Consider the following 23,957-nt stretch of genomic DNA (forward strand, 5'->3'; position numbering starts at 1 on the left):
CTGGGTTGGCGGCAACGGGCGCCCGGCGACCGGCCGGGTGCCCGTTCGCGTCCCTGGCTGGTTTGCTTTCCGGCCCCCGTGGCTCCCGGTGCCGGAGACCGCGTTCGGAAAGCGGCCGTGCAGCCTTGCCGCCGTGCCGACCTGACGTCGGGCAGGCCCCCGGACGATCATAGTGACTTACGTCGCCGCGCCGTGGTTGATGCCGGCCTCCAGCAACTCCTGCAGCCCCCGGCGGAACAGCTCCCTGCCGCCGTGGGCCGGGTGGCGGACCTTCGGCACGTTGAGCCCGGCCGCCGCAACGCTGCGGTGCCCTATGTTCCCCACGGCAACGAGTGTGTCGATGCCGAAAATGCGGGCCAATTCCTGCCAGAGCGGCAAGCCGGCCTGGATTTCGGCGCTTGAGGGCGTCCGGTTGGAGTGCGGCCGGCCGGGCTGGTGAGGGTGAAACGGGTACGCGCTCCAGAGCAACGGCAGAAAGTCCAGATCGGCCAGCACGTTCCACATCACCGTTGCCGTCGGCTCCGCCGGCACGGTCTGGACCTCCGGCGGAACCACGTAACCGTTGCCCGGGCCGAACATGCCGAACGGGTCACGCCCTGAAATCAGCGCCTTGTTGGTGAAGGGGACCCCGGTCACCGTCATGCCGCGGTACCCGGGGGCCTCCCCGACCAGCAGGACCTTGGGCCGGCGTTCCAGCATCTGTTCCAAGTACCTGGCGATGTTGTGCCGGCGCGCTGCGTTCGCCGGCACGGATGACGAGAAGAAGTTGCGGCTCGCCGGGCCCGTCTCGAACTCCCCCAGCCGCACCACAAAGTCCCTGATTTCCTGCTGCGCCGTCACCATCCCAACCTAAGCGATCAGCGCGGCGACGGTGGAACCTGAACCCGCGCCCCCGGATCGCTAACCATCCAGTGGCGGGAAGATGCAGCGAAACGGCCCTGTTCGCTGCATCTTCTCACCACGAGTGTGCAGGGAGATAGCAACGACGCCGGTGCCCGGGCGAGGAAGAATCCCCGCCCGGGCACCGGCGTCGCGCTGTGAAATTGTCAGGCTGCAGCGGGCGCGAAAGCCCGCCGCCCAGGCGCTTGGCCACCCAGCCGCTAGGCGCGGGCAGAGTCCTTGGGCAGCCGGGCCGCCAGCTTCCACGCGGCCGGCATGGCGGCTGCCGCGATCAGCGACTTCACAATGCCGCCGATGATGAACGGGTACAGGCCCCACTCGAGCGTCTGCTGCAGGTCGGCGCCCAGGGAAATGGCCAGCCAGGCCATGCCGAAGACAAAGGTGATCACGGTGCCCGCCAAGAATGAAACGGTGGCGCCCAGGAACTTTTTGTCCCAGTTGCGCTTGGCCAGCCAGCCGGTCAGCCCCGCGGCGGCGATGAAGCCCACCAGGTAGCCGCCGGTCGGGCCAACGGCGGCGGCCAGGCCGGAGGAGGCGTCGCTGAACACCGGCATGCCGGCCACGCCGGCCACCCAGTACAGGGCCATCGACAGCATGCCGCGGACCGGGCCCAGCGTGCTGCCGACCAGCAGGACGGCCAGGGTCTGGCCGGTGATCGGGACCGGCCACAGCGGGACGGCCAGCTGCGCCATGACGGCGGTCAGGCCTGCCCCTCCGACAACCAGCGCGGTGTTGGCCAAGGCGGTGCTGGGGACCAGGGCGTCGGCCAGGACACCCTGTCGCGCAACGGCGGCTGAACTCATGTTTGCTCCTTCTCGGGGACATTTCCTTGCGGAAACTGTGGTCCGGTTTCGGCACCACTGTACCGGCAGCCCTCCGCTGCAAAGCCGATTATGGCGATGATTACGCAGTTCCCTGCCGGCTGCGGGAGGACTACCCTGAAATGCAGGAGCGCTATGGAGCCAATCGAAACACTGCTGGCTACTGCACGCGATGCCTACGCGCGCGGTGAATGGCGCCCAGCCTATGACGGATTCGAGCAGGCCCGCAGCCTCTCGCCACTGGACGTGGAGGATCTGGCCCGGCTGGGCGACGCCGCCTGGTGGGTGGGGGATGTCCGCGAATCGGTAATGGACTCCGAGGAAGTCTTCCACCGCTACGAGAACGACGGCGAAAAACTCGCTGCCGCCATGAAGGCCCTGGATCTGGGACTGCTGTGGACGCTGCGCGGGGACCTGATGATCGCCTCCGGCTGGATCAACCGCGCCAGGCGCATGCTGCTGGATGCCCCGCAGAGCCCGGTCCACGGTTACCTGCTGTATCTGGACACCGTCAACGCGCTGCTGTTTGCCGAAGACCCGGAGCCGGCCTTGGCCGCCGCCGAGGAGCTGCAACAGATGGGGCGGAGGTTCAACGCGCCCGTGCTGCATTCCTTCAGCCTCACGCTGACAGGTTTGGCCGATCTGCGGGCCGGGCGGACGGCTTCGGGCTTCGCGGCCTTGGACGAGGCGATGCTCCCGGTCCTCGCCGGGCAGGTGCCCCCAACCTGGTCGGGAGACATCTATTGCACGGTACTCCACGCCTGCTACCAGCTGGCCGACCTGCCGCGGATGCGGGCATGGACCGAAGCCACCGAGCGCTGGTGCGAGCAATTGGCGGGCGGCATGGTCTTTTCCGGCGTGTGCCACATCCACCGGCTCCAAATCCGCAGCATAGAAGGCAATTGGGACGGAGTGGAACGCGAGATTGCCCAAAGCAGCTCGGAACTGGCGGACCGAAACGTGTGGGCCGCCGGTGAAGGGTACTACCAACTCGGCGAGCTGCGCCGGCTGCGCGGCGACCTGCAGGGCGCCACCGACTCCTACGCCAGGGCGCGGGACTTGGGTGTTGAGCCACAGCCCGGCGAGGCCAAACTGCTGGCCGCGCGCGGACATCTCGACGCCGCGTGGGCCGGCCTGTCGGCAGCGCTGGAGTCCGACGATCGGCTGACCCGGGCACAAATGCTGCTCCCCGCGGTAGAACTCGCCGTGCAGCTGAAGTTGACGGCAGAAGCCGAGGAATACTGCCGCGAACTGGAGCAATCTGCCGGTGACTTCAGCAGCCCCGGTTTCCTGGCCTGGGCACGGCATGCCCGCGGGGTCCTGCTGTTTTCCGGCGGCCAGGCCGCGCAGGCCCTCTCCGTGCTGAGGTCCGCGCTGCAGGGTTATCGTTCCCTGCATCACCGGCACGACACCGCGCGGGTGTACGAACTGCTCGCCGCCGTGCACCGCAAGCTGGGCCAGCCGGAGACCGCGGCGTCGGAAGAGGCGACGGCCCTGGCCATCTACCGGGAGCTCGGGGCGGAGCCGGATGTGCGCCGCCTGGACGGCCAAAGGTCCCCGGGCGGCCTGACGGATCGGGAAGCGGAGGTACTTGCCTGCATCGCCCGCGGTGCCACGAACAAGGAAACGGCAGCCGCACTGTTCATCAGCCAGAAGACGGTCGGCAGGCATCTGGCCAATATTTTCCTCAAGATCGGTGTCTCGTCCCGCACCGCGGCCGCCGCGTGGGCCCACGAGCACGGCGTTACCGCTCCCTTGACGCGGCGCTGACGCCTGCATCTTTTGCCCCATCCGACCCGCCCGATCCCACAGAACTTGCCCGATGTTCCCGGTGCCGCCGGCTCCCTACCGTGGGATTCAGCAGGCAACAGGTGCCTGCTTCCAGACCATGGGAGAAGCCATGACCACCATCCAGGAAGCTGCCGGGCAGTTCGACACCCGGTCCGCCGAAGCGTTCGCGCAGCGCTGTCTGACCATCCTGAACGACGGCGCCCTGGCCATGCTGGCCAGCATCGGTCACCAGACCGGGCTGTTCGACACCCTGGCGGCGTTGCCGCCGGCCACCAGCCAGCAGATCGCGGACGCCGCGGAGCTGGACGAGCGCTACGTGCGCGAATGGCTCAACGGCCTGGCCGCGTCGCAAGTGGTGGTGTACGACCCGGTTGCGCGCACTTACCGGCTGCCGGCCGAACACGCCGCCTCGCTGACCAGGGCGGCCGGCCCGGACAACTTGGCGCGGCTGCTTCAGTACATCCCGCTGCTCGGCGGCGTGGAGGAGGGGGTCGTCGCCGCATTCCGCCAGGGCGGCGGGCTGTCCTATGCCGACTATCCGCGCTTCCACCAGCTGATGTCGGAGGAAAGCTCGGCGGTTTTCGACGCCGGACTGATCGAGGAGATCCTGCCGCTGGCCGACGGGTTGGTCGAACGCCTGCGCCGGGGCATCGACGTGGCCGACGTCGGCTGCGGCAGCGGGCACGCCATCAACCTAATGGCGCAGGCGTTTCCCGCCAGCCGATTCACCGGCTACGACTTCTCGCCGGAGGGAATCGCCCGGGCACGGCAAGAAGCGGCGCGCATGGGCCTGCACAATGCCTCGTTCGAGGTCCGGGACGTCGCCGAGCTGAAGGAACCGGGACGGTTCGACCTGGTCACCGCTTTCGACGCCGTCCACGACCAGGCCCAGCCGGCGAGCGTGCTCGGCGAGATCCACGCGGCCCTGCGGTCCGGCGGAACCTTCCTCATGGTGGACATGAGGGCCTCCAGCAATGTGGAGGACAACGTGTCGCTGCCCTGGGCGGGCTTCCTCTACACCATTTCGGTGATGCACTGCATGAGCGTTTCGCTGGGCCAGGGGGGCGCGGGACTCGGCACCGCATGGGGCCAGCAGCTTGCCCTGTCCATGCTGGCGGATGCGGGCTTTTCCGGGACGGTCGTCAAGGACGTCGAGCAGGACCCGTTCAACGCCTACTACATCGCGGCCAAGCGGTAACCAAACGACGGCGGCTCAAGCGGCCAGCCCGGCGGCCTGGGCCGTCAGCTCCAGCGCGCGCAGCCGCTGCGCGACGGTCGGCGCCTGGAACGCCACAATCAGCTCGTCGGCGCCGGCATGCCTGGCGAAGCCTTCCAGGTACTCCGCCACCGCCTCGCGCGTCCCGACGGCCGAGTACTTGACCATCTGCTCCACGTGCTGGCCCTGCGGCGAGTCCAGGATGAGATCCGCTTCCTCGTCGGTAAAGGTCCGGTCGCGGCCGAACAGCAGCGAGACGCGGCTGCGCCGGACAACCCGGAACTGCTCCTGCGCTTCCTCGTTGCTGTCCGCGGCGATGGCGTTCACACCGGCGATCACGTACGGTTCGGCGAGTTGCTCCGACGGCTGGAACTCGCGGCGGTAGACGGACACGGCGTCCTGCAGCGCATTAGGCGCGAAGTGCGAGGCAAACGAGTACGGCAGCCCCAGCGCCGCGGCCAGCTTCGCGCCAAACAGCGAGGAGCCCAGGATGTACAGCGGCACGTTGGTGCCCTTGCCCGGTGTCGCATCCACGCCCTTGATGCGCGACTGTCCGGTCAGGTAGCCCTGCAGCTCCAGCACGTCCTGCGGGAAGGATTCGGCGCTCATCGGATCACGGCGCAGCGCCCGCAAGGTGTTCTGGTCGCTTCCCGGTGCGCGGCCCAGGCCAAGATCGATCCGTCCCGGATGGAGCGCCTCCAGCGTGCCGAACTGCTCGGCGATGGTCAGCGGGGCATGGTTCGGAAGCATGATGCCGCCGGCGCCCAGGCGGATGCTGTTGGTGTGCGCCGCCACGTGGGCAATCAGCACGCTGGTGGCCGAGGACGCGATCGACGCCATGTTGTGGTGTTCGGCGTACCACACCCGCCGGTAGCCCAGTTCCTCCGCCCGCTGCGCCAGGGACACACTGCCGGCCAGGCTTTCACCCACGGTTTCGTTCGTGCCGATGGTTGCCAGGTCAAGGATGGACAGAGGTACGTTCACGTCGGCGGGGCCTTTCGTTGCGGGACGCCCGGGGTGGTTGCCGCGGGCACACATCCTGCACAACAACGGCGGTGCCCGTCTTTATTTCTTCCCTCCCCGCCCGTGGGGGCCGGCTGCCGGGCCGTCGCCGCCGTCACCTCGCCGGCGTAGAGTCTGCAGGCATGGAGCATCATCACGACCGTAGGGAAGAGCCCGACCAGTTCTGGGAGTCCTTTTACAGCCAAAGGGACCAAGTGTGGAGCGGCCGGCCGAACGCCATGCTGGTCCGCGAGGTCTCCGGCCTGCCGTCCGGCACCGCCCTGGAGCTGGGTTGCGGCGAGGGCGCGGACGCCATCTGGCTCGCCGGCAAGGGATGGACGGTCACCGGCCTCGACATGTCCGGGCTCGCGCTGCAACGGGCGGCCAAACACGCCGATGAAGCCGGTGTTGCGGACCGCATCCGGTGGCTCCGACAGGACCTGGTCCGCTGGGAACCGCAGGAAAGCTACGATCTGGTCTGCGCCCAATTCCTGCACTCGCCGGTCGAGCTGCCGCGGAACGCCATTCTCGCCACGGCGGCCCGCGCGGTAGCACCCGGCGGCACGTTGCTGGTTGTCGGCCACGAATCGTTTCCGCCCTGGTCGGGACATCCGGAACCCGAGGAACCTCTGCCCACGGCCGGGGAGCTGGCCGATGCACTCGGACTAGGTTTCCCGGACTGGGCCCTCGACACGCTCGACTCCGTCCCCCGCGAGGTCACGGGCCCGGACGGGCAGACCGCCACGATCACGGACAGCGTCCTGCGCGCCCGGCGGCTGGCCGTTTAGCCGGCATCGGACGTGGCATGCAGCGGGCCTCTCACCCGGCAGCGCGCCCCGTCTGCAGCGGGTCTCTAACCCGGCAGCGGCTTCTTACCCGGCAGCGTGCTCGATGCTGCAGTCCGTGCCGGGGAAGACGACGCTCTCATGCCCGTCGTCGAACCTCACGAAGTAGGGCGGGGCTCCGCCGTCGCCCCTGACCTCGATGACTTCGCCGTGCCGGTCAGCCGAGTCCACCGTCCTGCCCCTGATGACGATGCGGTCTCCGGGTGCTGCGATCATGACCGCTCACCTCCTTTCCCATAGCCTAGGGGAACGGGCTGCGGCCGACCAGAGTCAGCGCACCCAGCGGTGCGGGGCGGGCCGGCGGGTGCTGGGCAGGGCGTTGTTCTCCCGCCACTCATGCAGCCATTCGGGCAAAACCAGATCCGCCGGCGGCCGCTGGCCCACGGCGGCGAAGATCTCCTCATTGGAGACCGGGCCCTGCTTCGAAACCAGCCGGGTGGCGATGTAGGCGCGGGCATGGATTTCGCCGTCGGCCACCATGCGCTGCTCGAAGAAGATGGCGCGGTCATCAAATCCGATGATCCGGGTTTCGATGCTGTATTGCTGGCCGAGTGTGAGCGATTTACGGAAGGAAATGGTCTCCGCGCCGACCACCGGCGACCAGCCCTTGCGGCGGAAGGTGTCCCACACGCCCGCACGCACCATCAGCTCGAAGCGGCCGAGGTCCATCAGCGAGAAATACATCCCGTTGTTGACGTGCATGGCGATGTCGATGTCGGTGGGCAGCACGCGCAGGGACAGCGTGGACGAATCCCATATGTCCAAGGCAGGACGGCGGCGGGCCGTCAGCAGCAGCAGGAGGGTGCGGAAGATCAGGTGCATGCCGCCATGTTACCCGGAGGTAACTTGCCGGGCGGGCGGGACCGGCTAAGCCGCGCCGGTCCCGCCACCTTCCCGCTAGTCCCGGCTACGCGTGGTGTCCGTGTTTTTTGCCGTCCCCGAGGTCCTCCGGCAGTCCGCCCGCGGGATGGTCGGGGCCGCCGGATCCATTGATGCGCCCGGCTTGGCCAGGCTGGACGACCGGCGTCTCGGACGTCACCGGCACCGCGAACGGCACGGTGCTGGGGACGCTGACGGCTCCGCGCACCGGGCCCATGCGCCGCTGCCGCAGCGGATCCCGGCGCAAGTCCACGTACAGCGAGAGGCAGAGCCCCACCATGATCAGCACGAAGGGCGTTGACGCCAGGATGGTGAACGTCTGCAGCGCGTCGAGCCCGCCGACGAACAGCAGCACGGCCGCGACGGTACCGGTGAGAACGCCCCAGAGGATGACCAACGGCTTCCACGGCTCCTTTCGGCCGCGGGAGGAAAGCGTTCCCAGCACGACGGCGCCGGCGTCGGCGCCGCTGACGAAAAACACCGCCGTCAGCACCATCACCACGATGGCCGCGCCGAAAAAGAACGGATAGTTCTGCAGGGTTGCGAAGAAACCGGCCGCCTCGTCTCCGGTCCCGGCAATATCTTCACCGCCCAACTGCAGGTGGATGCCCGCACCGCCGAACACCGAGAACCAGACCACGCTCACGGCGGTGGGGACCAGCAGCACGCCCAGGACGAACTCCTTGATGGTCCGCCCGCGGGAGATCTTGGCGATGAACGTGCCCACGAAGGGGGTCCAGGAGATCCACCACGCCCAGTAGAAGATGGTCCAGTTGGCCAGCCACTCGGTGCCGCCGAAGACGGCCGAGTGGAAGCTCATGGGGACGATGTTGGCCAGGTAGTCGCCGATCGCGGCGGGGACCAGATCCAGGATGAAGACGGTGGGACCCACCACGAAGACGAACACCAGCAGCACCGCGGCCAGCACCATGTTCGTGTTGCTCAGCCACTTGATGCCGCGGGCAACGCCGCTGGCCGCCGAAATCACCACACCCACCGTCAGCACGCAGATGATCAGGATCGGAGCCACGACGCCGGGGTTCTCCTCGAACCGGCCGGTCCGCAGCAGCGCCAATCCGGCCGCAATCTGCAGCGCCCCCAGGCCCAGCGAGGTCGCTGAACCGAATTTCGTACAGATGATCGCCAGGATGTCGATCGGCTTGCCCCAGCCCTTTTCCTCAATCCGCTCCTTGCCGAAGATCGCCTGGAAGGGCGAACTCATCAGGTTGCCGCGGCCCATCCGGTACGTCGAATAGGCCAGGGCCAGGCCAACCACCGAGTAGATGGCCCATGGGTGCAGACCCCAGTGGAAGAGCGTGTAGGCCATCGCGCTGTTCGCGGCCTCGGGGGATCCCGGAGCGGCATCCACGAAGGGCGGCGGCGAGGCAAGATGAGTGACCGGTTCGTAGACGCCGAAGAACATCAGGCCGATGCCCATGCCGGCGCTGAACATCATGGCAATCCACGACAACGTGGAGAATTCGGTGGTTTCGCCCTCCTGCGCGAGCGGAATGTTGCCATACCGGCCGAAGGCCAGCACCAGCGAAAAGATTACGAAGCCGGTGGCGCCGAGGATGAACAACCAACCGAAGGAGTTGGTCACCCAGCCGAGAATTGATCCGGTTACTTCGGTCACCTGCTGGGTAAAGAAAACACCCAGCAGGCAGATGGCAACAATAATGCTGCCTGAAACGAAGAAAACCGTCTTGTCGACGGTATTCCAGCCCCGCTGCCCGTCATCACCCGTATCCCGGGAGACAGTCGGCAAGGGGCCGGTAAATTCGCTGCTCATCACTGATCCTCACTGTTGTCACCGGCTGTACGCGTGCGGCGCTCCGGGCTTGCTGCGGCTCTTCGATGTCAAACGTCCCGTCAGTATGATGGCAGGCATGAGTGGAGATGGCGACTTTCAAAGCGATGATCAGACCCGGATGGACCACTATGGCGACACCGGGTACACCGCCTTCGGCAGCCACGGCGAGGTGTCCAAGAACGACCCGAGGGTGGTCGCGCATGCCGAAGTGGATGCCGCCAACGCCGCGGTGGCCGTGGCCATGGCGAGCGGGGGCGTGTCCCCGGAGGTCAGCGCCATGTTGGTCAGCGTCCAAAACGACTTGTTCGACCTGATGGCCGACCTGCTGGTGCCGTATCGCGGCAATCAGGCGGCGGACGCCCGCATCATCCCCGAGCATGTGGAGCGGCTGGAACGCGCCATCGACCACTTCAGGCAGGAAGCCAAGGACCTCAGCGGCATGCTGCTGCCGGGCGGAACCCTCTCCGCTGCGCTGCTGTACCAGGCCCGCACGGCGGTGCGCCGCGCCGAACGCGCGGTCTGGGCGGCCCTGGATGAGTACGGCGACGTGGTGAATTCCGAGACCGGCCGCTACCTCAACCGGCTCTCCGGGCTGCTCTTCGTGATGGCCCGGGTGGCCAACGCCGAGCACGGGGACGTGATGTGGGTTCCCGAGTCCTCCGTCCGCGGCGTCCTCGAGGACCAATCCGGCACCACCGAGTAGCGCTGCGCAGGCAACCGCCGTCACGATCCGGCGGCCTGCCGGGTATCCTCGACGGTGATGAGCATCACCTCCGACGCGCCCGTGACCAGGGCCTTGACAGAGCCGTCCGCACGCACCCTGGCGCGCGGCCTCTCGGTGTTAAGCGTCTTCGATGACGGTCATCCGCAGATGCGGGCGGCCGAGGTTGCCGCCCGCGCCGGCCTGAACCGTGCGGCTACCGCGCGGGTGCTCCGGACGCTGGTCAGCCTTGGCTATGTGCGCTGCCGGGATGATCTGTTCTCGCTGGCCCATCAGGCTCTGGAGCTGGGCCACGGCTACGTCGCGGGCTCTCCGCTCGTCCGGGCCTCCCGCGGGGCGGTCCAGTGGCTGACCGGGGAATTCAACGAACCGTGCACGGCGGGCGTGCTGGCCGGCGGCGACGTCATCTGCATCGCGGCCACCCGCGTGCCGCGCATGATCCGCGCCGGGCTGACCGTCGGCGCCAGGATTCCGGCGCACGCCTCGTCGATGGGCAAGGTGCTGGTGGCCGGGCTGTCCGAGGACGGCCTCCGGTCCGCCGTTGACGGCGGCCTCAGCAGGCTGACCGAGCAGACCATCGACAGCACCTGGCGTTTCCGCCAGGAGATCGAGCAGGTCCGGCGGCAGGGCTACGCGGTCAACAACAGCGAACTGCAGCAGGGCCACCGCACGCTGTCCGTGCCCGTGAGGGACAGCGCCGGCACGGTGCTCGCCGCCGTCGGCGTCAATATGCTGGCCACCCCCGACACGTTGGAGACGGCCATCGCCAGCCACCTCCCCCTGCTGCGCCGCGCGGCGGAGCGGATCGCCGAAAGCGCCTCGCACTAAGAGCCCGACGGCGGTGCCTGCGCGCGGAGCCTGCGGGCGGCGCTTGACGGCGGCGGTGCCTGCGCGCGGAACCTGTGGGCGGCGCCTGCGGGCGGGCCCGCGCGCGGTGCGGGAACCGCCGAAGCGGGCGCCGCCGTCGTCGTCCTCCCGTTCAGGGGATCAGGACACCGGATCCGCGGCCGCCGCGAACTGCGACATGTAGAGCCGGTAGTACGGGCCTTCGGCCGCCAGCAGCTCCGTGTGGTTGCCCTGCTCCACGATCTTGCCGTCCTCCATCACCAGGATCACGTCGGCGTCCCGGATGGTGGAGAGCCGGTGCGCGATGACAAAGCTGGTGCGGTCCGTGCGCAGCGCGGCCATGGCGTGCTGGACGAGCAGTTCCGTGCGGGTGTCCACCGAGCTGGTGGCTTCATCCAGGATCAGCAGCGACGGGTTCGCCAGGAACGCGCGCGCGATGGTGATCAGCTGCTTCTCACCGGCGGAGACGTTGTTGCCCTCTTCGTCGATCACCGTGTCATAGCCGTCCGGAAGCGCCCGCACGAAGCGGTCCACGTAGGTGGCCTTGGCCGCCGCCATCACTTCTTCCTCGGTGGCGTCCAGGTTGCCGTAGCGGATGTTCTCGTAGATGGAGCCGCCGAACAACCAGGCGTCCTGCAGCACCATGCCCACCTTGGACCGCAGCTCGGCCCGGCTGAGGGCGGTGATGTCCACCCCGTCGAGGGTGATGCGGCCGGCATCCAGTTCGTAAAAGCGCATCACCAGGTTCACCAGGGTGGTCTTGCCCGCGCCCGTCGGCCCCACGATCGCCACCGTCTCGCCCGGCCGCGCGGCGAAGGAGAGGTCCTCGATCAGCGGCTTGTCGGGGCTGTAGCTGAAGCTGACGTTGTGGAACCGGACCTGCCCTTCGGTTTGGGCGGGCAGCGATTCGGTGGCGGTGTCCGGGGCCTGCTCGTCGGCGTCGAGCAGTTCGAAGACGCGCTCGGCCGAGGCGACGCCCGACTGCAGCATGTTGGCCATGCCCGCCATCTGGCCCAGCGGCTGGTTGAATTCACGCGAGTACTGGATGAACGCGGTGGCATCGCCCAGGGTCATGGAACCGGATGCCACGCGCAGGCCGCCCACCACGGCGATTCCGACGTAGCTCAGGTAGGAGATGAACTGCATGACCGGCATGATCATGCCGGAGACGAACTGCGCCCCAAACGAGGCCTTGTAGAGTTCCTCGTTCTTTTCGTCGAACTGTTCCACCGACTGCTGCTCGCGACCGAAGGCGCGGACCAGATCATGGCCGCTGAACGATTCCTCGATGTGCCCGTTGAGCGCTCCGGTGTTCTTCCATTGCGCGGTGAACAACTTCTGGCTGCGGGTGCCGATGAGGCCGGCGCCCACGGCGGAAAGCGGCAGGGCGATCAAGGCGATCAGGGCCAGCTGCCAGGAGACGATGAACATCATGATGGTGATGCCCAGCAGGCTCAGCGCGGACATGATCAGCTGCGCGAACGCCTGCTGCAGCGCCTGCTGGATGTTGTCGACGTCGTTGGTCACCCGGGAGAGCATGTCGCCGCGCTGGCGGGTGTCGAAGTAGTTCAACGGCAGCCGGTTCAGCTTGGCTTCCACGTCGCGGCGCAGCCCGAAGACCACCCGCATGACGATTTGGTTCAGCAGCCAACCCTGCAGCCACATGAACAGCGACGCGACCACGTACATCCCCAGCACCAGCAGGATCAGGTTGCCCAGCAGTTGGAAGTCGATGCCGACCCCGGGAACCAGTTCCATGCCGCTGAGCATGTCGGCGAACTGGTCCTGGCCCTGGGCGCGGAGCCCGGCGATGACTTCTTCCTGGCTGGCGCCGGCGGGCAGGTTCGCGCCGATCGCGCCGCTGAAGATGACGTCCATGGCGTTGCCCAGCACCTTGGGCGCAATCACGTTAAGCACCACTGCCACCAGCACCATGGCCAGCACCAGGATGATCCCGGCCTTCTCCGGCTTCAGCAGCCCGAACAGGCGCTTGGCGGACGGCCAGAAGTGCTGGGCCTTGCGGACCGGCGTCCCGGTCATGAAGTCCTGGTCGGCCTCGCCCGGCTGGAACTGTTCGTCCAGCACCTCGGCCTCGGCTTCAGCGGCGGCTCCCGGCGTTGGCGCCGTCACGGGGTCCGGCCCGGTGGCCACCTCGGCCGGGGCTTCCTTGTCCGGCGTCATGCCGCTTCCTCCACCGCAGTCTGGGATTGAACAATTTCCTGGTAGGTCTCCGAGCTCTCCAGCAGCTGCCCGTGGGTGCCGCGGGCCACGATCTGTCCGTGCTCCATCACCAGGATCTGGTCCGCGTCGATGATGGTGGCGACGCGCTGGGCGACGATGATGACTGTCGCGTCGCCGGTGGTCCCCTTGAGGGCGGCCCGCAGCCTGGCGTCGGTTGCCACGTCCAGCGCGGAGAACGAGTCGTCGAACAGGAAGACCTTGGGCTTGGCCACCAGGGCGCGGGCGATGCACAGCCGCTGGCGCTGGCCGCCCGACACGTTGGTGCCGCCCTGCGAGAGCGCCGAATGAAGCCCCTTGTCCTTGGCACGGACGAAGTCCTCGCCCTGGGCCACGCGCAGCGCCTCCCAGAGTTCTTCATCCGTGGCGTCCGGATCGCCGAACCGCAGGTTGTGTGCCACCGTGCCGGAGAACAGGTACGGCCGCTGCGGCACCAGCGCCACGCGGTCCGTGATGTCGGTGCGCTCCATCCGGGTGACCGGAACGCCGTCGATGAGCACCTCACCGCTGTCGGCGTCGAACAGCCGCGGGAGCATGCTGATCAGGGTGGTCTTGCCCGCGCCGGTGCTGCCGATGATCGCCGTCGTCTGCCCCGGCCGGGCCGTGAAACTGACGTTGCGCAGCACGGGTTCCTCGGCGCCGGGATAGGAGTAGGTGACGTCGCGGAACTCGACGACGCCGGCCGGTTCCCGGGCTTGCTGCGGCTCGGCGGGTTCATGCACGGAGGGCTCGACGTCGAGCACCTCGCCGATGCGTTCGGCACAGACCGAGGCCCGGGGAATCATCATCGCCATGAAGGTGCCCATCATCACCGCCATGAGGATCTGCAGCAGGTACTGCAGGAACGCCGTCAGGGCACCGACCTGCATCTCGCCCGCGTCCACGCGAAGTCCGCCAAACCACAGCACCGCCGCCGTGGCCAGGTGAAGGATCATGCCGATCGAGGGGAACATCAAAACGAACAGGTTGCCGACCGAGACCGAGACATCGGTCAGTTCGCGGTTGGCCTTCTCGAAGCGCTTGGCCTCGTAGGGCTCGCGGACAAACGCCCGGACCACGCGGATGCCGGTAATCTGCTCACGGAGCACCCCGTTGATGTTGTCGATCTTCGTCTGCATCATGCGGAAGAGCGGCATCAGCTTCCAGACCAGCAAACCGACGACGACGAACAGCAGCGGCACCGATGCCCACACCAACCACGACAGTTGCAGGTCCTCGCGCAGTGCCATGATGATGCCGCCGACGCACATGATGGGTGCCATCACCATGAAGTTCAGTCCCATCAGCACGAGCATCTGCACCTGCTGGACGTCGTTGGTGCCGCGGGTGATGAGGCTCGGCGCGCCGAATCGTCCTACCTCCCGGGCGGAGAACCCGGTGACCTTGTGGAAAATGCCGCGGCGGAGGTCGCGGCCCAGGGCCATCGCTGCCTTCGAGCCGAAATAAACCCCGGCGATCGCGGCCGCCACCTGGATAAAGCTGACCACCAGCATGAGGCCGCCGGTGCCCCAGATGTAGTCGGTGTCGCCCCGGGCCACGCCCTCGTCGATGATCTGGGCGTTCAGGCTGGGGAGGTACAGCGCGGCGATGGTCGCAATCAGCTGCAGCACCACCACGGCGAACACGTAGGGAAGGTAGGGGCGGCCGTAATGGCGGATGAGGCGGAGCAGCATCGGGACGTGACGCAACTTTCGGCGAAAGGGTGGATTGAGGCCAGATAGAGGCTACACCTTGGCCAGAGCCGCTGTAACCCACGGCAGATGAACTTCTGCCCCGGCCTTCAGCGGACCGCCGGTTACCCCGCGGTTCTTCGTCCCGTGCGACACAAAGCGGCGGCGATTGGCCACGCCTGTAGCCCGCTGGAAGACTGAGGCGCACCAAACCGAGACACGGCGGAGGAAACCTCGTGAACGACCAGATGTTCCAAATCATCGCCATGCTGATTTACATGGCAGGCATGCTGGCCATCGGATGGTGGGCCTACCGGCGCACGAGCGATTTGGACGACTACATGCTTGCCGGCCGCGGCCTCAAGCCCGGCGTCGCGGCACTGAGCGCCGGCGCCTCGGACATGTCGGGCTGGCTGCTGATGGGCCTCCCCGGGGCGCTCTACGTCGGCGGGTTGTTCGAAGCCTGGATTGCCATCGGCCTAACGATTGGCGCCTGGCTCAATTGGAAGTTCGTGGCCCCGCGGCTGCGCTCCTACACGGAGGTATCCAATAACTCCATCACCGTCCCCAGCTTTTTGGAGAACCGGCTCAAGGACCGCTCGCGGCTGCTGCGGATAGTCTCCGGCGTGATCATCCTGGTCTTTTTCACCTTCTACGTCTCCTCCGGCATGGTGGCCGGAGGCGTCTTCTTCGAATCCTCCTTCGGCTCCACCTATGGGGTCGGCATGCTCGTGGTCGGCGGCGTCACCGTCCTGTACACGTTGTTCGGCGGCTTCCTCGGCGCCAGCTATACCGACGTCGCCCAGGGGCTGTTGATGTTCGCGGCCCTGCTGCTGGTTCCGATCGTCGGTGTGTTCGCCACCGGCGGCCTGGCTGCCACCATCGACTCCATCCGTGAGGTGGATCCGAGCCACCTCAGCCTGTTCACCGGTGGTGCAGTCGCCGGCATTTCGGCCGCGGCCTGGGGACTGGGCTACTTCGGGCAGCCGCACATCATCGTCCGCTTCATGGCCTTGCGCACGCCCGGCGAGGCCAAGGCCGCCCGCCGGATCGGCATCGGCTGGATGCTCATGACGGTATTCGGCGCCGTTGCCACCGCGCTGGTGGGCGTGGCCTACTTCCAGCAGAACCCGGGCGCCACCCTCACGGACGCCAAGTCCGCCGAATCGGTGTTCCTGGACCTCGCGCAGATCCTGTTCCACCCGTTCATCGCCGGCTTCGTGCTGGCCGCGGTGCTGGCGGCGATCATGAGCACCATCTCCTCCCAGTTGATCGTGTGCTCGTCTGCCCTGGTGGAGGACCTGTACAAGATCTTCGCCCGCAAGGACGCCCCGGCGAAGACCCAGGTGATGCTTGGCCGCCTGGGCGTGCTGGTCGTCGCCCTCGTGGCGGGCCTCCTGGCCTGGAGCCGCAACGACACCATCCTGGGGCTCGTGGCCTTCGCCTGGGCCGGCTTCGGTGCATCGTTCGGGCCGACCATCATCCTGTCGCTGTTCTGGCGCAAGCTCACCGTCGCCGGCGCGCTCTCCGGCATGCTGGCCGGCGCGGTCACGGTGTTCATCTGGGGCACCTCGGCGCTCTCGGCCACCATGTACGAGATCGTTCCGGGCTTCATCCTCAACGTTGCCGTCGCCGTCGTCGTCAGCCTCTTCACGCACAAGCCGCAGCCGGACATCGAGACGGAGTTCGCCGAAGCCGTCAGCCGCGCAACCGCGGGGAAGCCCTTCGTGGCTGCCGGAGAGCGCTGACCCACCTCCCGGTCAACGGACTGCAAAGGGTGCCCTTTCCGACGTCGGGAAGGGCACCCTTTCGCTTTGTACACCATGCGCTGCCCGGCAGGCCTGGCGCTCCGCCGCCCGGGCTCGTGATTTCCAGCGCCGGCGAGAACCAGCGGCCGGCCGGCAGCCGTAGGGCCTTCAGCAAGAATTCCGCCCTCAACCGTCGACATAACTATCTCCATAGGTATAGAGTCGGAGTATCTTGGAAATGTGCAATGCGTCACACTCCGGCCCGCCATCGAGGAGGACAAGAACCCATGAGCGCCAAGAATCTTCAGGAAGTATTGGACCAGTCCGGCAACACCGTCGAGATGCTGCGCAACTCGCAGATCGGCGCCTACATTTACCCCGTCGTCGCCCCGGAATTCACCAACTGGCGCAGCGAGCAGCGCGCCTGGCGCGAGTCCGCGGTCCTGTTCGACCAGTCGCACCACATGGACAACCTGTTCATCAGGGGCAAGGACGCCCTGAAGCTGATTTCGGACACCGCCATCAACTCGGTAGCCAATTTCCCCGTGAACAAGGCCAAGCAGTACGTGCCCACCACGCCCGCCGGGCACGTCATCGGCGACGGCATCCTGTTCCACGAAACGGAGGACCAGTACGTCTACGTGGGCCGCTCCCCCGCCGCCAACTGGCTGATCTATCACGGTGAGACCGGCGGCTACGACGTGGACATTGAGGTGGACCGGCGCTCACCGTCGCGGCCCATGGGACAGCCGGTGAAGCGCAAGTACTGGCGCTTCCAGATCCAGGGCCCGAACGCCTGGAAGATCATCGAAAAGGTCAACGGCGGCCAGGTTGAACAGTTGAAGTTCTTCAACATGGACCAGATGCAGGTCGCCGGCCGGCAGGTCCAGACCCTGCGCCACGGCATGGCCGGCGCACCGGGGCTGGAGATTTGGGGACCGTACGAGACGTACGACCAGGTCCGCGACACCATCCTGGAGGCCGGCCAGGAGTTCGGCCTGCTGGCCGTCGGTTCGCGCGCCTACCCGTCCAACACCCTGGAATCGGGCTGGATCCCCTCCCCGCTGCCCGCCATCTACACCGGCGAGGAGCTGCGCCCCTACCGCGAATGGCTCGGCGCCGACAGTTACGAGGCGGTCAACGCGGTCGCCGGCAGCTTCGTTTCGGACAAGATCGAGGACTACTATCTCAACCCATGGGAGCTTGGGTACGGCCACATGGTGAAGTTCGACCACGACTTCATTGGCCGCGAGGCGTTGGAGAAGATCGACCCGGCCGACCAGCGCAAGAAGGTCACGCTCGAATGGAATGCCGAGGACATGGCGAAGATCTTCGCCTCGCTCTTCGACACCGAGGGCACGCCGTACAAGTACTTTGACCTGCCGCTGGCCAACTATGGTTCGTCCAATTACGACGCGGTGCTCGACGCCGCGGGCGAGACGATCGGCCTGTCCATGTTCACCGGCTACTCCGCCAACGAGAACCGGGGGCTGTCCCTGGCCACGGTGGACGCCGACGTGCCGGAGGGCACCGAGGTCACGGTGCTCTGGGGCGAGCCCGACGGCGGTACCCGCAAGACCACCGTGGAGCCGCACCGGCAGCTGAACGTGCGGGCCATCGTCAGCCCGGTGCCGTACTCCCAGGCGGTCCGCCAGGACTACCCGGGCGGCTGGCGCTCCGGCCGGAAGGCCTGAGCCAGGCTGCGTTCGGCCGCGACGGCGGACGGCGGGGAAGGTGCCAAGGGCACCTTCCCCGCCGTTTTGCCGTTTTCCTAGCGCCGCTCAGACGGGACGCTCGTCAGGCGCCGTTTTCCTGGCTGCCGGTTTCTTCGATGTACCGCTCGCCCGACTCGGTCTCGCCGACGCGGAAATGCTGCTCCATGTGCTCGATCGCCGCGGCGTCTTCGGGGCCGGGCGCGCTGACTGGATCGTCAATAGCCGTCCGGTCGGCATCGCCGTAGACGTTGGCCAGGCCCTTCTTGGCATCCGCAGGCAACTCACCGGGCGGGAGCAATTCCTCGTCCCGGGAGGTTTCGCCGCCCTGGTTCTCTTCCCGCTCCGTACGGTCGTAGCGGTCCGGGTTGTTGATTTCCTCGCTCATGAATCTCCTTCCCTCAAGCGCTGGTGCGCCCTGCCTTCACCTAATCACAGAGCGGCGGCGCGCAACAGGGCCGGGAACTGCGCACCACGCCCCAGGAGTTCCATCAGCCAACCTCGGCGGGGCCACGCCGGTGGCCCGATCCGGCTCTGACTCCGGCCGGCGAGCGCCGCTTAGGAGCGGCGCTGTCCAGGTATTAAAACCTGCTCAAGCATCGCCCCTTGTCAGGGCGCCATGGCGCGCCAAAAGATGGAAAATTCCCTCTGAACGTGGACAGCGCAGCCCCCGGAAGCCGATGGGCATCGCCGCGGCGCGGAGTCACCGTCCCCGATGAGCTTCCGTTCGCGCAGCGCTACCGTCCGGCGCGGAAGTCTTTGACCCAGTCGGCCGTGGCCTTCATTCCTCCGAACGTGTAGAAGTGAAGCTTCACCGTGCCGTGCACCGATGGGTCATAACGGCCGGCGAATTCCTCCAGGAACTTGTCCGGCCCGGCGGTCCCCAGCAGGTTGGTCAGGGAAAAGCCGTACTTGTGCACGATCCCGGCGGACGAGGCCACTCCGAACCGCTTGGCATAGTTCAGCAGCCTCTTGACCCCGGCCGGCCCGGGGATGCCGATGCGCACCGGCGCGTGGATCCCGCGGCGGCGGGCCTCGGCCAGCCAGTCGAAGACGGGATCCGTGTCGAAGCCGAACTGCGTGATGATGACCGCTTCAAGGTCTTGCCGCTGCAGTTCGGCATGCTTGTCTTCCAGCGCCTTCCACAACACCTCGCCGGAAATGTCCGGATGCCCCTCCGGGTAGCCGCTGATGCCCACGCGGCGGATTCCGTACCGGGGCAGGAGCCCGCTGCGGATGACCTCGAGCGAGTCCGGATAAGGCCCCATCGGCTCAACCGGGTCGCCGCCGACCACGAAGACGTCCTCCGGTGCCGCATCGGCGGACAACGCCTGCAGGAAGTCTTCCAATTCGGCCCGCGACGCCAACCGCCGGGCAGAGACATGGGGTACCGGCAAGAAGCCGTGCCGTTTGACGGCGGCCGCCGCCGCAACCCGCGTCGGCAGGTCCTCGTTCCCCAGGAAGGTGACGTTGATCCGCGTTCCCGCCGGAATCGTGCCGGCGGCATCTTCCAGCGCGGGAACATCCTTGCCGGTCATCTCGAGCGAGAAGTCGTCGAGCAATGTCCGGGCCGCCTGGGACGGCGCGTGCTTGGGGTCGGCCATAGTCGGAATTCCTTCCTCGTGTGGTGCCGGTCACCCTTGACCGACCTGCAGCGAGTCTAGCCGGAAAGCCACTACCAACATAGGGGGTGATAAGTGGTTTGCATTTCTCAATCACTGGGTGGATACTATGTGAGCCTTTCCTTCTAATCCCAGGAACAACCATGTCCACGCCCCGCGCGCTGCGGCCCTTCGCCCATCGCAACTACCGCATCCTCATTTCGGCCCTGGCCATCTCGGTCTTCGGCGCCGGCATGTGGGCCGTGGCCATGGTGTATCAGGTCGTCGCCCTGGGCGGCGGACCCATTCAGCTCTCGCTCGTCGCCACCTGCGCCAGCGTCGGCTTGTTGGCGTTCGTGCTGCTCGGCGGCATCGCGGCGGACCGTCTTCCGCGCCGCCGCCTGATTATCAGCGTGGAGGCGGCCAACCTGGTGGCCATCGGCGCGGTGGCCCTGCTGGCCATGACCGGGCTGCTGCAACTGTGGCACCTGGCCGCAGCCGCCTTCCTGCTGGGAGTCGGTGCCGCGTTCTTTTTTCCCGCCTACTCGGCCATCCTGCCGAGGATTCTGCCGGCCGAAGACCTGCTGGCGGCCAACGGCATGGAGGGGACCATGCGGCCGTTGCTGCAGCAGGCCGCCGGACCGGCGGCAGCGGGCATGATCGTCGCCTCCTTCTCCCCCGGGGCGGCCATCGGGTGGATCACGCTGTGCCATCTGTCCGCGTTGATCATCCTGAACTTCCTCGGACAGGAACTGGCTCCGGATGCAGGGACGACGGCGTCGGTCGCCGCTGCAGACGAGCCCCCGGGCAAGCGCGGCTCCGTGCTGGCGGATCTGCGCGAGGGCGTGGCCTACACGCTGAAGACTCCCTGGCTGCTCTGGACGCTGCTGTGGGCCGTCGTGAGCGTGCTCATCTTCATTGGCCCCATTGAGGTACTGCTGCCGTTTGCGGTTGCAGACCAACTGGGCGGGGAATCGCGCACGTTTGGCTTCCTGCTTGGCATCTTCGGCATCGGCGGCGCCACCGGGGCGATGGTGACTGCCTCGCTGCGGCTGCCCCGGCGCTACCTGACCATGATGCTGCTGTTCTGGGGCGCCGGCGCCCTGCCGATCGCCGTCATCGGCTTCACCGGCAGCTTTTGGTGGATGGCCGCGGCACTGTTCGTGGTCGGCGCGACCGGCAGCGCGGGCCAGGTCATCTGGGGCACGCTGCTGCAGCGCCGGGTGCCGCCGCACCTGCTCGGCCGGATCTCCAGCCTGGACTTCTTCGTCTCGCTGGCGTTGATGCCGGTCTCCATGGCGCTCGCCGGGCCGTTGGGCGAAGTCGTGCCTGTCTGGCTGATTTTCCTGCTGATCGGCCTCGCCCTGCCGCTCCTGGCTGTGCTGGCGCTTATTTTCGGCGGAATGCTGAAGGACGAGCTTGAGCACCCGCTGGACCGGACTTTGGAACCGGTTGGGCCGGCGCGCACTTAGCGCGGCCGGCCCGGCATCCCGTAAACGACGGCTTCGGGATCACGATCCACGATCAACATCGATTTTCGCGTGGCCATCCGACTACCGATGGATATAGTGATTGGCAACACAACACTGAAAAGGAAGTTGAATCAGTGAGTCTCCGCTACGCCTTGCTGGCGCTGCTCAGCGTCGAACCCATGACCGGTTACGACCTCTATAAGGAATTCGAGTCGTCCGTCGGGAATGTGTGGCACGCGCCCGACTCCCAGATCTATCCCGAGCTGCGGCGGATGGAGCAGGAAGGGCTGCTCGACGGGGAGGAGGTCATCTGGGGCCAGCGCGGGAGGAAGCGCCGCTACCACATCACCGCCGCCGGGCTGCAGGCCTTCCGGGAGTGGATGAACACCACGCTCGACTACACCCGCGTGCGGGATCCAGCCCACCTGAAGGCGGCCTACCTGGAGTGGGCCGAACCGGACGCTGCGCGCGAACAGATGCGCGCGCACATTGAGCACCACACCGCGCTCCGGCAGCAGTGGGAGCAGCGGATCCGCGAGATCGACGACGACAGCAGCGAGATGCTCAATCGCCGGTTGGCCGGCACCCCGGCGAGCGAACGGACGCGGGTCAAGGCCTTCAAGCGCTTCACCTATGAAGGGCTCGTGGCCCGCGCGGAACAGGAGATTACCTGGGCCCGCCGCGGCCTCGCGCTCATCGACCGGCTTTCCGACCAGCCGGGCGTCCAGCAGCCGCATTCGCCGCAGCCGGCCGGCGCCCGCAAGTAGCCCGGGCCCGCAGGCAGTTAGGCGCCCGCAGTCGGCCGGCGCAGGCGGGCCCCCGCAAGCATCCCGGGCGCCCGGGGGCAGCCCCGTCTAGTTCGAGTATTCCTTCCGCAGGTCCGCCTTGCGGATCTTTCCGCTGGCCGTCCGCGGCAGGTCCTCCACGAACACCACGGACTTGGGGATCTTGTAGCGGGCCAACCGCCCGTCCAGGTGCTGCTGGATCTCCTCGGCGGACACGGAGAAGCCCTCGCGGAGCGTGACCACCGCGCGCGGCACCTCCCCCCATTTCTCGTCCGGGACGCCGATGACCGCGGCGCTGCTGACGGCCTCCAGCTCCAAAATGACCTGCTCCACCTCGGCCGGGTAGATGTTCTCGCCGCCGGAGATGATCATGTCCTTGAGCCGGTCGGAGATAAAGAGGAAGCCTTCGTCGTCCACGTAGCCCATGTCGCCGGACTTGAACCATACGCCGTCGGCATAGCTCTCGGCCGTGGCATCGGGCCGGTTCCAGTACTCGCGGATGACGTTGGGACCCGCAATCTGGATTTCGCCGACCTCCCGCGGGGGCAGGACCTCGCCCAGCGGCTCGGCGATCCGGATGTCCGTGAAGAAGTGCGGGAGCCCGGCGGATCCGGCCTTCGGGCGGGACTTCTCCGCCGCCAGCGTGGTGGCTCCGGGGGCCGTTTCGGTCATCCCGTAGCCGTTGGTGAAGGACAGCCCGCGGGCCTCGTAGGCCTCCAGCACCCGCATGGGCACGGCCGATCCGCCGCAGGTCAGCTTGTTCAGGGAGCTGATGTCCGTCTTGTCCCAGTCCGGGTGCTCGCACAGCAGCTGGTAGGTGGTCGGCACGCCGCTGATGCTGGTGGCCTTGTACTTCTCGATCAGCATCAGGGTACGCCCCGGATCGAACTTGGGCTCCAGCACCACGGTGGCCCCCTTGAGCAGGGCCGGCAGCACGCCCATGCCCAGGGATGCCACGTGGAACATCGGGGCGATCATCAGGGCCACGTCGGTGCTGGCCATGTCGAAGTCCACGAGCACATTGATGCTGTTCCAGGTCATGTTGCCGTGCGTGAGCAGCGCCCCCTTGGGCCGGCCCGTGGTGCCGGATGTGTAGAGGATCATGGCCGGGTCATCCAGCGTCACTGCCTCATCGCGGCGTTCTGTGCCGCCGGAGGCAATGACTTCCTCCAAAAGTTCGACGACGGTGCCCGGCTCGGCTGCCTCGGCAACGGTTCCCGCCGGGGTATCTTCCACCACGATCCGCCGGTTTAGCCCCAGCAGCGCACTGCCGCGGTCAGCCAGCGCCTGCAGGCTGCGGGCGTGGACCAGGATGCGGCTGCCGGAGTCCTGCAGGGCGAACTGGACCTCGGGCGGGGCCAGCCGGGTATTCAGCGGGACGAAGATGGCGCCCAGGGTCCCGCACGCAAAGAAGGTTTCCAGGAACGCCGGGTGGTTCTCCCCCAGGTAGGCCACCCGGTCACCGCGGCCGACGCCGCGGTCCGCCAGGGCGTTAGCCAGGCGGTCCACCCGCCCGGCTAACTCCCCGTAGCTCAGTTCACCCGCGCTGCTGATGACGGCGGTTTTCGCGGCGGACTTCATGCGGCGCTTGTGGATCCAGGCCCCAAGACCTTGATTGTGCATGGTGACATACCTTCCGACGTACCCGGCGAGCGGGTCTGGACAGCCCCTCGAGCGGCCCCGACCCTCAAGCCCGCGGGCGGGGGCCGGACTCACGGCTCAGCGGTGAACCAGATCACACTGGACATCTCCAACCTAGGGCCATTTAGTTGAGAAAGTCAATAGTTGAAGATGCGGGTGTACCATCGGCCTTCGCCGCACCACAACCGGCGGTGCCCCGCCACAGAAGGCAGCCGTTCGACCCGCCCGGGAACAGGAAAACGCCTCTCCGCGAGCG

General features: G+C 67.2%; 20 protein-coding genes. 9 read left to right on the forward strand and 11 right to left on the reverse strand.

The annotated features are described in order from the left end of the window. Positions 1-177: 177 nt before the first annotated feature. Both AC5RWG_RS08820 and AC5RWG_RS08825 read right to left on the reverse strand, forming a co-directional pair. Positions 178-840, reverse strand: a complete 663-nt coding sequence (locus tag AC5RWG_RS08820) for a uracil-DNA glycosylase (protein ID WP_494049324.1) — start codon at positions 838-840, stop codon at positions 178-180. A 260-nt stretch (positions 841-1,100) separates the two neighbouring features. Continuing rightward, positions 1,101-1,703, reverse strand: coding sequence for a biotin transporter BioY (locus AC5RWG_RS08825; protein ID WP_494000884.1), 603 nt, complete (start codon positions 1,701-1,703; stop codon positions 1,101-1,103). A gap of 153 nt (positions 1,704-1,856) precedes the next feature. On the opposite strand from AC5RWG_RS08825, the gene AC5RWG_RS08830 reads away from it, so the two are divergent. Beyond that, positions 1,857-3,491 carry a LuxR C-terminal-related transcriptional regulator gene (locus tag AC5RWG_RS08830; RefSeq protein ID WP_494024203.1) on the forward strand — a complete coding sequence of 545 codons (1,635 nt, stop codon included), beginning with the start codon at positions 1,857-1,859 and terminating at the stop codon, positions 3,489-3,491. Positions 3,492-3,621: 130 nt separating this feature from the next. Then, on the forward strand, positions 3,622-4,710 hold the full coding sequence (locus AC5RWG_RS08835) for a class I SAM-dependent methyltransferase (protein ID WP_494166786.1): 1,089 nt from the start codon (positions 3,622-3,624) through the stop codon (positions 4,708-4,710). A gap of 15 nt (positions 4,711-4,725) precedes the next feature. Here the strand turns inward: AC5RWG_RS08835 and AC5RWG_RS08840 are convergent, their stop codons facing one another. Beyond that, entirely contained in the window at positions 4,726-5,712 is a 987-nt protein-coding gene (locus AC5RWG_RS08840; RefSeq protein WP_494166787.1) for an LLM class flavin-dependent oxidoreductase, read from the reverse strand. A gap of 161 nt (positions 5,713-5,873) precedes the next feature. On the opposite strand from AC5RWG_RS08840, the gene AC5RWG_RS08845 reads away from it, so the two are divergent. Next, entirely contained in the window at positions 5,874-6,518 is a 645-nt protein-coding gene (locus AC5RWG_RS08845; protein ID WP_494166788.1) for an SAM-dependent methyltransferase, read from the forward strand. Between the two features lie 84 nt (positions 6,519-6,602). On the opposite strand, the gene AC5RWG_RS08850 is transcribed toward AC5RWG_RS08845, so the two are convergent. The 3 genes from AC5RWG_RS08850 to AC5RWG_RS08860 form a co-directional block, all read right to left on the reverse strand. After that, complete coding sequence (locus AC5RWG_RS08850) at positions 6,603-6,791, reverse strand: DUF1918 domain-containing protein (protein WP_494025179.1); 189 nt, start codon at positions 6,789-6,791, stop codon at positions 6,603-6,605. A gap of 54 nt (positions 6,792-6,845) precedes the next feature. Then, on the reverse strand, positions 6,846-7,397 hold the full coding sequence (locus AC5RWG_RS08855) for an acyl-CoA thioesterase (RefSeq protein WP_494000890.1): 552 nt from the start codon (positions 7,395-7,397) through the stop codon (positions 6,846-6,848). An 85-nt stretch (positions 7,398-7,482) separates the two neighbouring features. Further along, complete coding sequence (locus AC5RWG_RS08860) at positions 7,483-9,246, reverse strand: BCCT family transporter (protein WP_494000891.1); 1,764 nt, start codon at positions 9,244-9,246, stop codon at positions 7,483-7,485. Positions 9,247-9,343: 97 nt separating this feature from the next. Here AC5RWG_RS08860 and AC5RWG_RS08865 point away from each other — a divergent pair, with 97 nt between their 5' ends. Beyond that, complete coding sequence (locus tag AC5RWG_RS08865) at positions 9,344-9,970, forward strand: cob(I)yrinic acid a,c-diamide adenosyltransferase (RefSeq protein ID WP_494024198.1); 627 nt, start codon at positions 9,344-9,346, stop codon at positions 9,968-9,970. Between the two features lie 57 nt (positions 9,971-10,027). Beyond that, entirely contained in the window at positions 10,028-10,816 is a 789-nt protein-coding gene (locus AC5RWG_RS08870) for an IclR family transcriptional regulator (RefSeq protein ID WP_494166789.1), read from the forward strand. A 159-nt stretch (positions 10,817-10,975) separates the two neighbouring features. On the opposite strand, the gene AC5RWG_RS08875 is transcribed toward AC5RWG_RS08870, so the two are convergent. Then, a complete protein-coding gene (locus AC5RWG_RS08875) occupies positions 10,976-13,015 on the reverse strand; it encodes an ABC transporter ATP-binding protein (protein ID WP_494166790.1) in 2,040 nt (679 codons plus the stop codon). Continuing rightward, positions 13,012-14,745, reverse strand: a complete 1,734-nt coding sequence (locus AC5RWG_RS08880) for an ABC transporter ATP-binding protein (protein ID WP_494025176.1) — start codon at positions 14,743-14,745, stop codon at positions 13,012-13,014. Before AC5RWG_RS08880 ends, AC5RWG_RS08875 begins: the two co-directional genes overlap by 4 nt. A 233-nt stretch (positions 14,746-14,978) precedes the next feature. Here AC5RWG_RS08880 and putP point away from each other — a divergent pair, with 233 nt between their 5' ends. Both putP and ligM read left to right on the forward strand, forming a co-directional pair. Beyond that, a complete protein-coding gene (putP, locus tag AC5RWG_RS08885) occupies positions 14,979-16,490 on the forward strand; it encodes a sodium/proline symporter PutP (protein ID WP_494100939.1) in 1,512 nt (503 codons plus the stop codon). A gap of 287 nt (positions 16,491-16,777) precedes the next feature. Continuing rightward, positions 16,778-18,184 carry a vanillate/3-O-methylgallate O-demethylase gene (gene ligM / locus AC5RWG_RS08890; protein WP_494000897.1) on the forward strand — a complete coding sequence of 469 codons (1,407 nt, stop codon included), beginning with the start codon at positions 16,778-16,780 and terminating at the stop codon, positions 18,182-18,184. A gap of 103 nt (positions 18,185-18,287) precedes the next feature. Here ligM and AC5RWG_RS08895 read toward each other — a convergent pair whose 3' ends face one another. Both AC5RWG_RS08895 and AC5RWG_RS08900 read right to left on the reverse strand, forming a co-directional pair. Beyond that, positions 18,288-18,590: a hypothetical protein gene (locus tag AC5RWG_RS08895; protein ID WP_494166791.1), complete on the reverse strand. Its 303-nt coding sequence runs from the start codon at positions 18,588-18,590 to the stop codon at positions 18,288-18,290. Between the two features lie 349 nt (positions 18,591-18,939). Then, entirely contained in the window at positions 18,940-19,806 is an 867-nt protein-coding gene (locus tag AC5RWG_RS08900) for a methylenetetrahydrofolate reductase (RefSeq protein ID WP_494166792.1), read from the reverse strand. 161 nt (positions 19,807-19,967) lie between these two features. On the opposite strand from AC5RWG_RS08900, the gene AC5RWG_RS08905 reads away from it, so the two are divergent. Together AC5RWG_RS08905 and AC5RWG_RS08910 are read left to right on the forward strand one after the other, a co-directional pair. Beyond that, the gene (locus AC5RWG_RS08905) at positions 19,968-21,275 is read left to right on the forward strand and encodes an MFS transporter (RefSeq protein WP_494166793.1); all 1,308 of its coding nucleotides are present in this window, start codon (positions 19,968-19,970) and stop codon (positions 21,273-21,275) included. A 134-nt stretch (positions 21,276-21,409) separates the two neighbouring features. Then, a complete protein-coding gene (locus AC5RWG_RS08910; protein ID WP_494076500.1) occupies positions 21,410-22,042 on the forward strand; it encodes a PadR family transcriptional regulator in 633 nt (210 codons plus the stop codon). A gap of 87 nt (positions 22,043-22,129) precedes the next feature. On the opposite strand, the gene AC5RWG_RS08915 is transcribed toward AC5RWG_RS08910, so the two are convergent. Beyond that, entirely contained in the window at positions 22,130-23,683 is a 1,554-nt protein-coding gene (locus AC5RWG_RS08915; protein WP_494076501.1) for an acyl-CoA synthetase, read from the reverse strand. Positions 23,684-23,957: the final 274 nt, after the last annotated feature.

Source organism: Arthrobacter sp. Y3221160, from assembly GCF_059092585.1.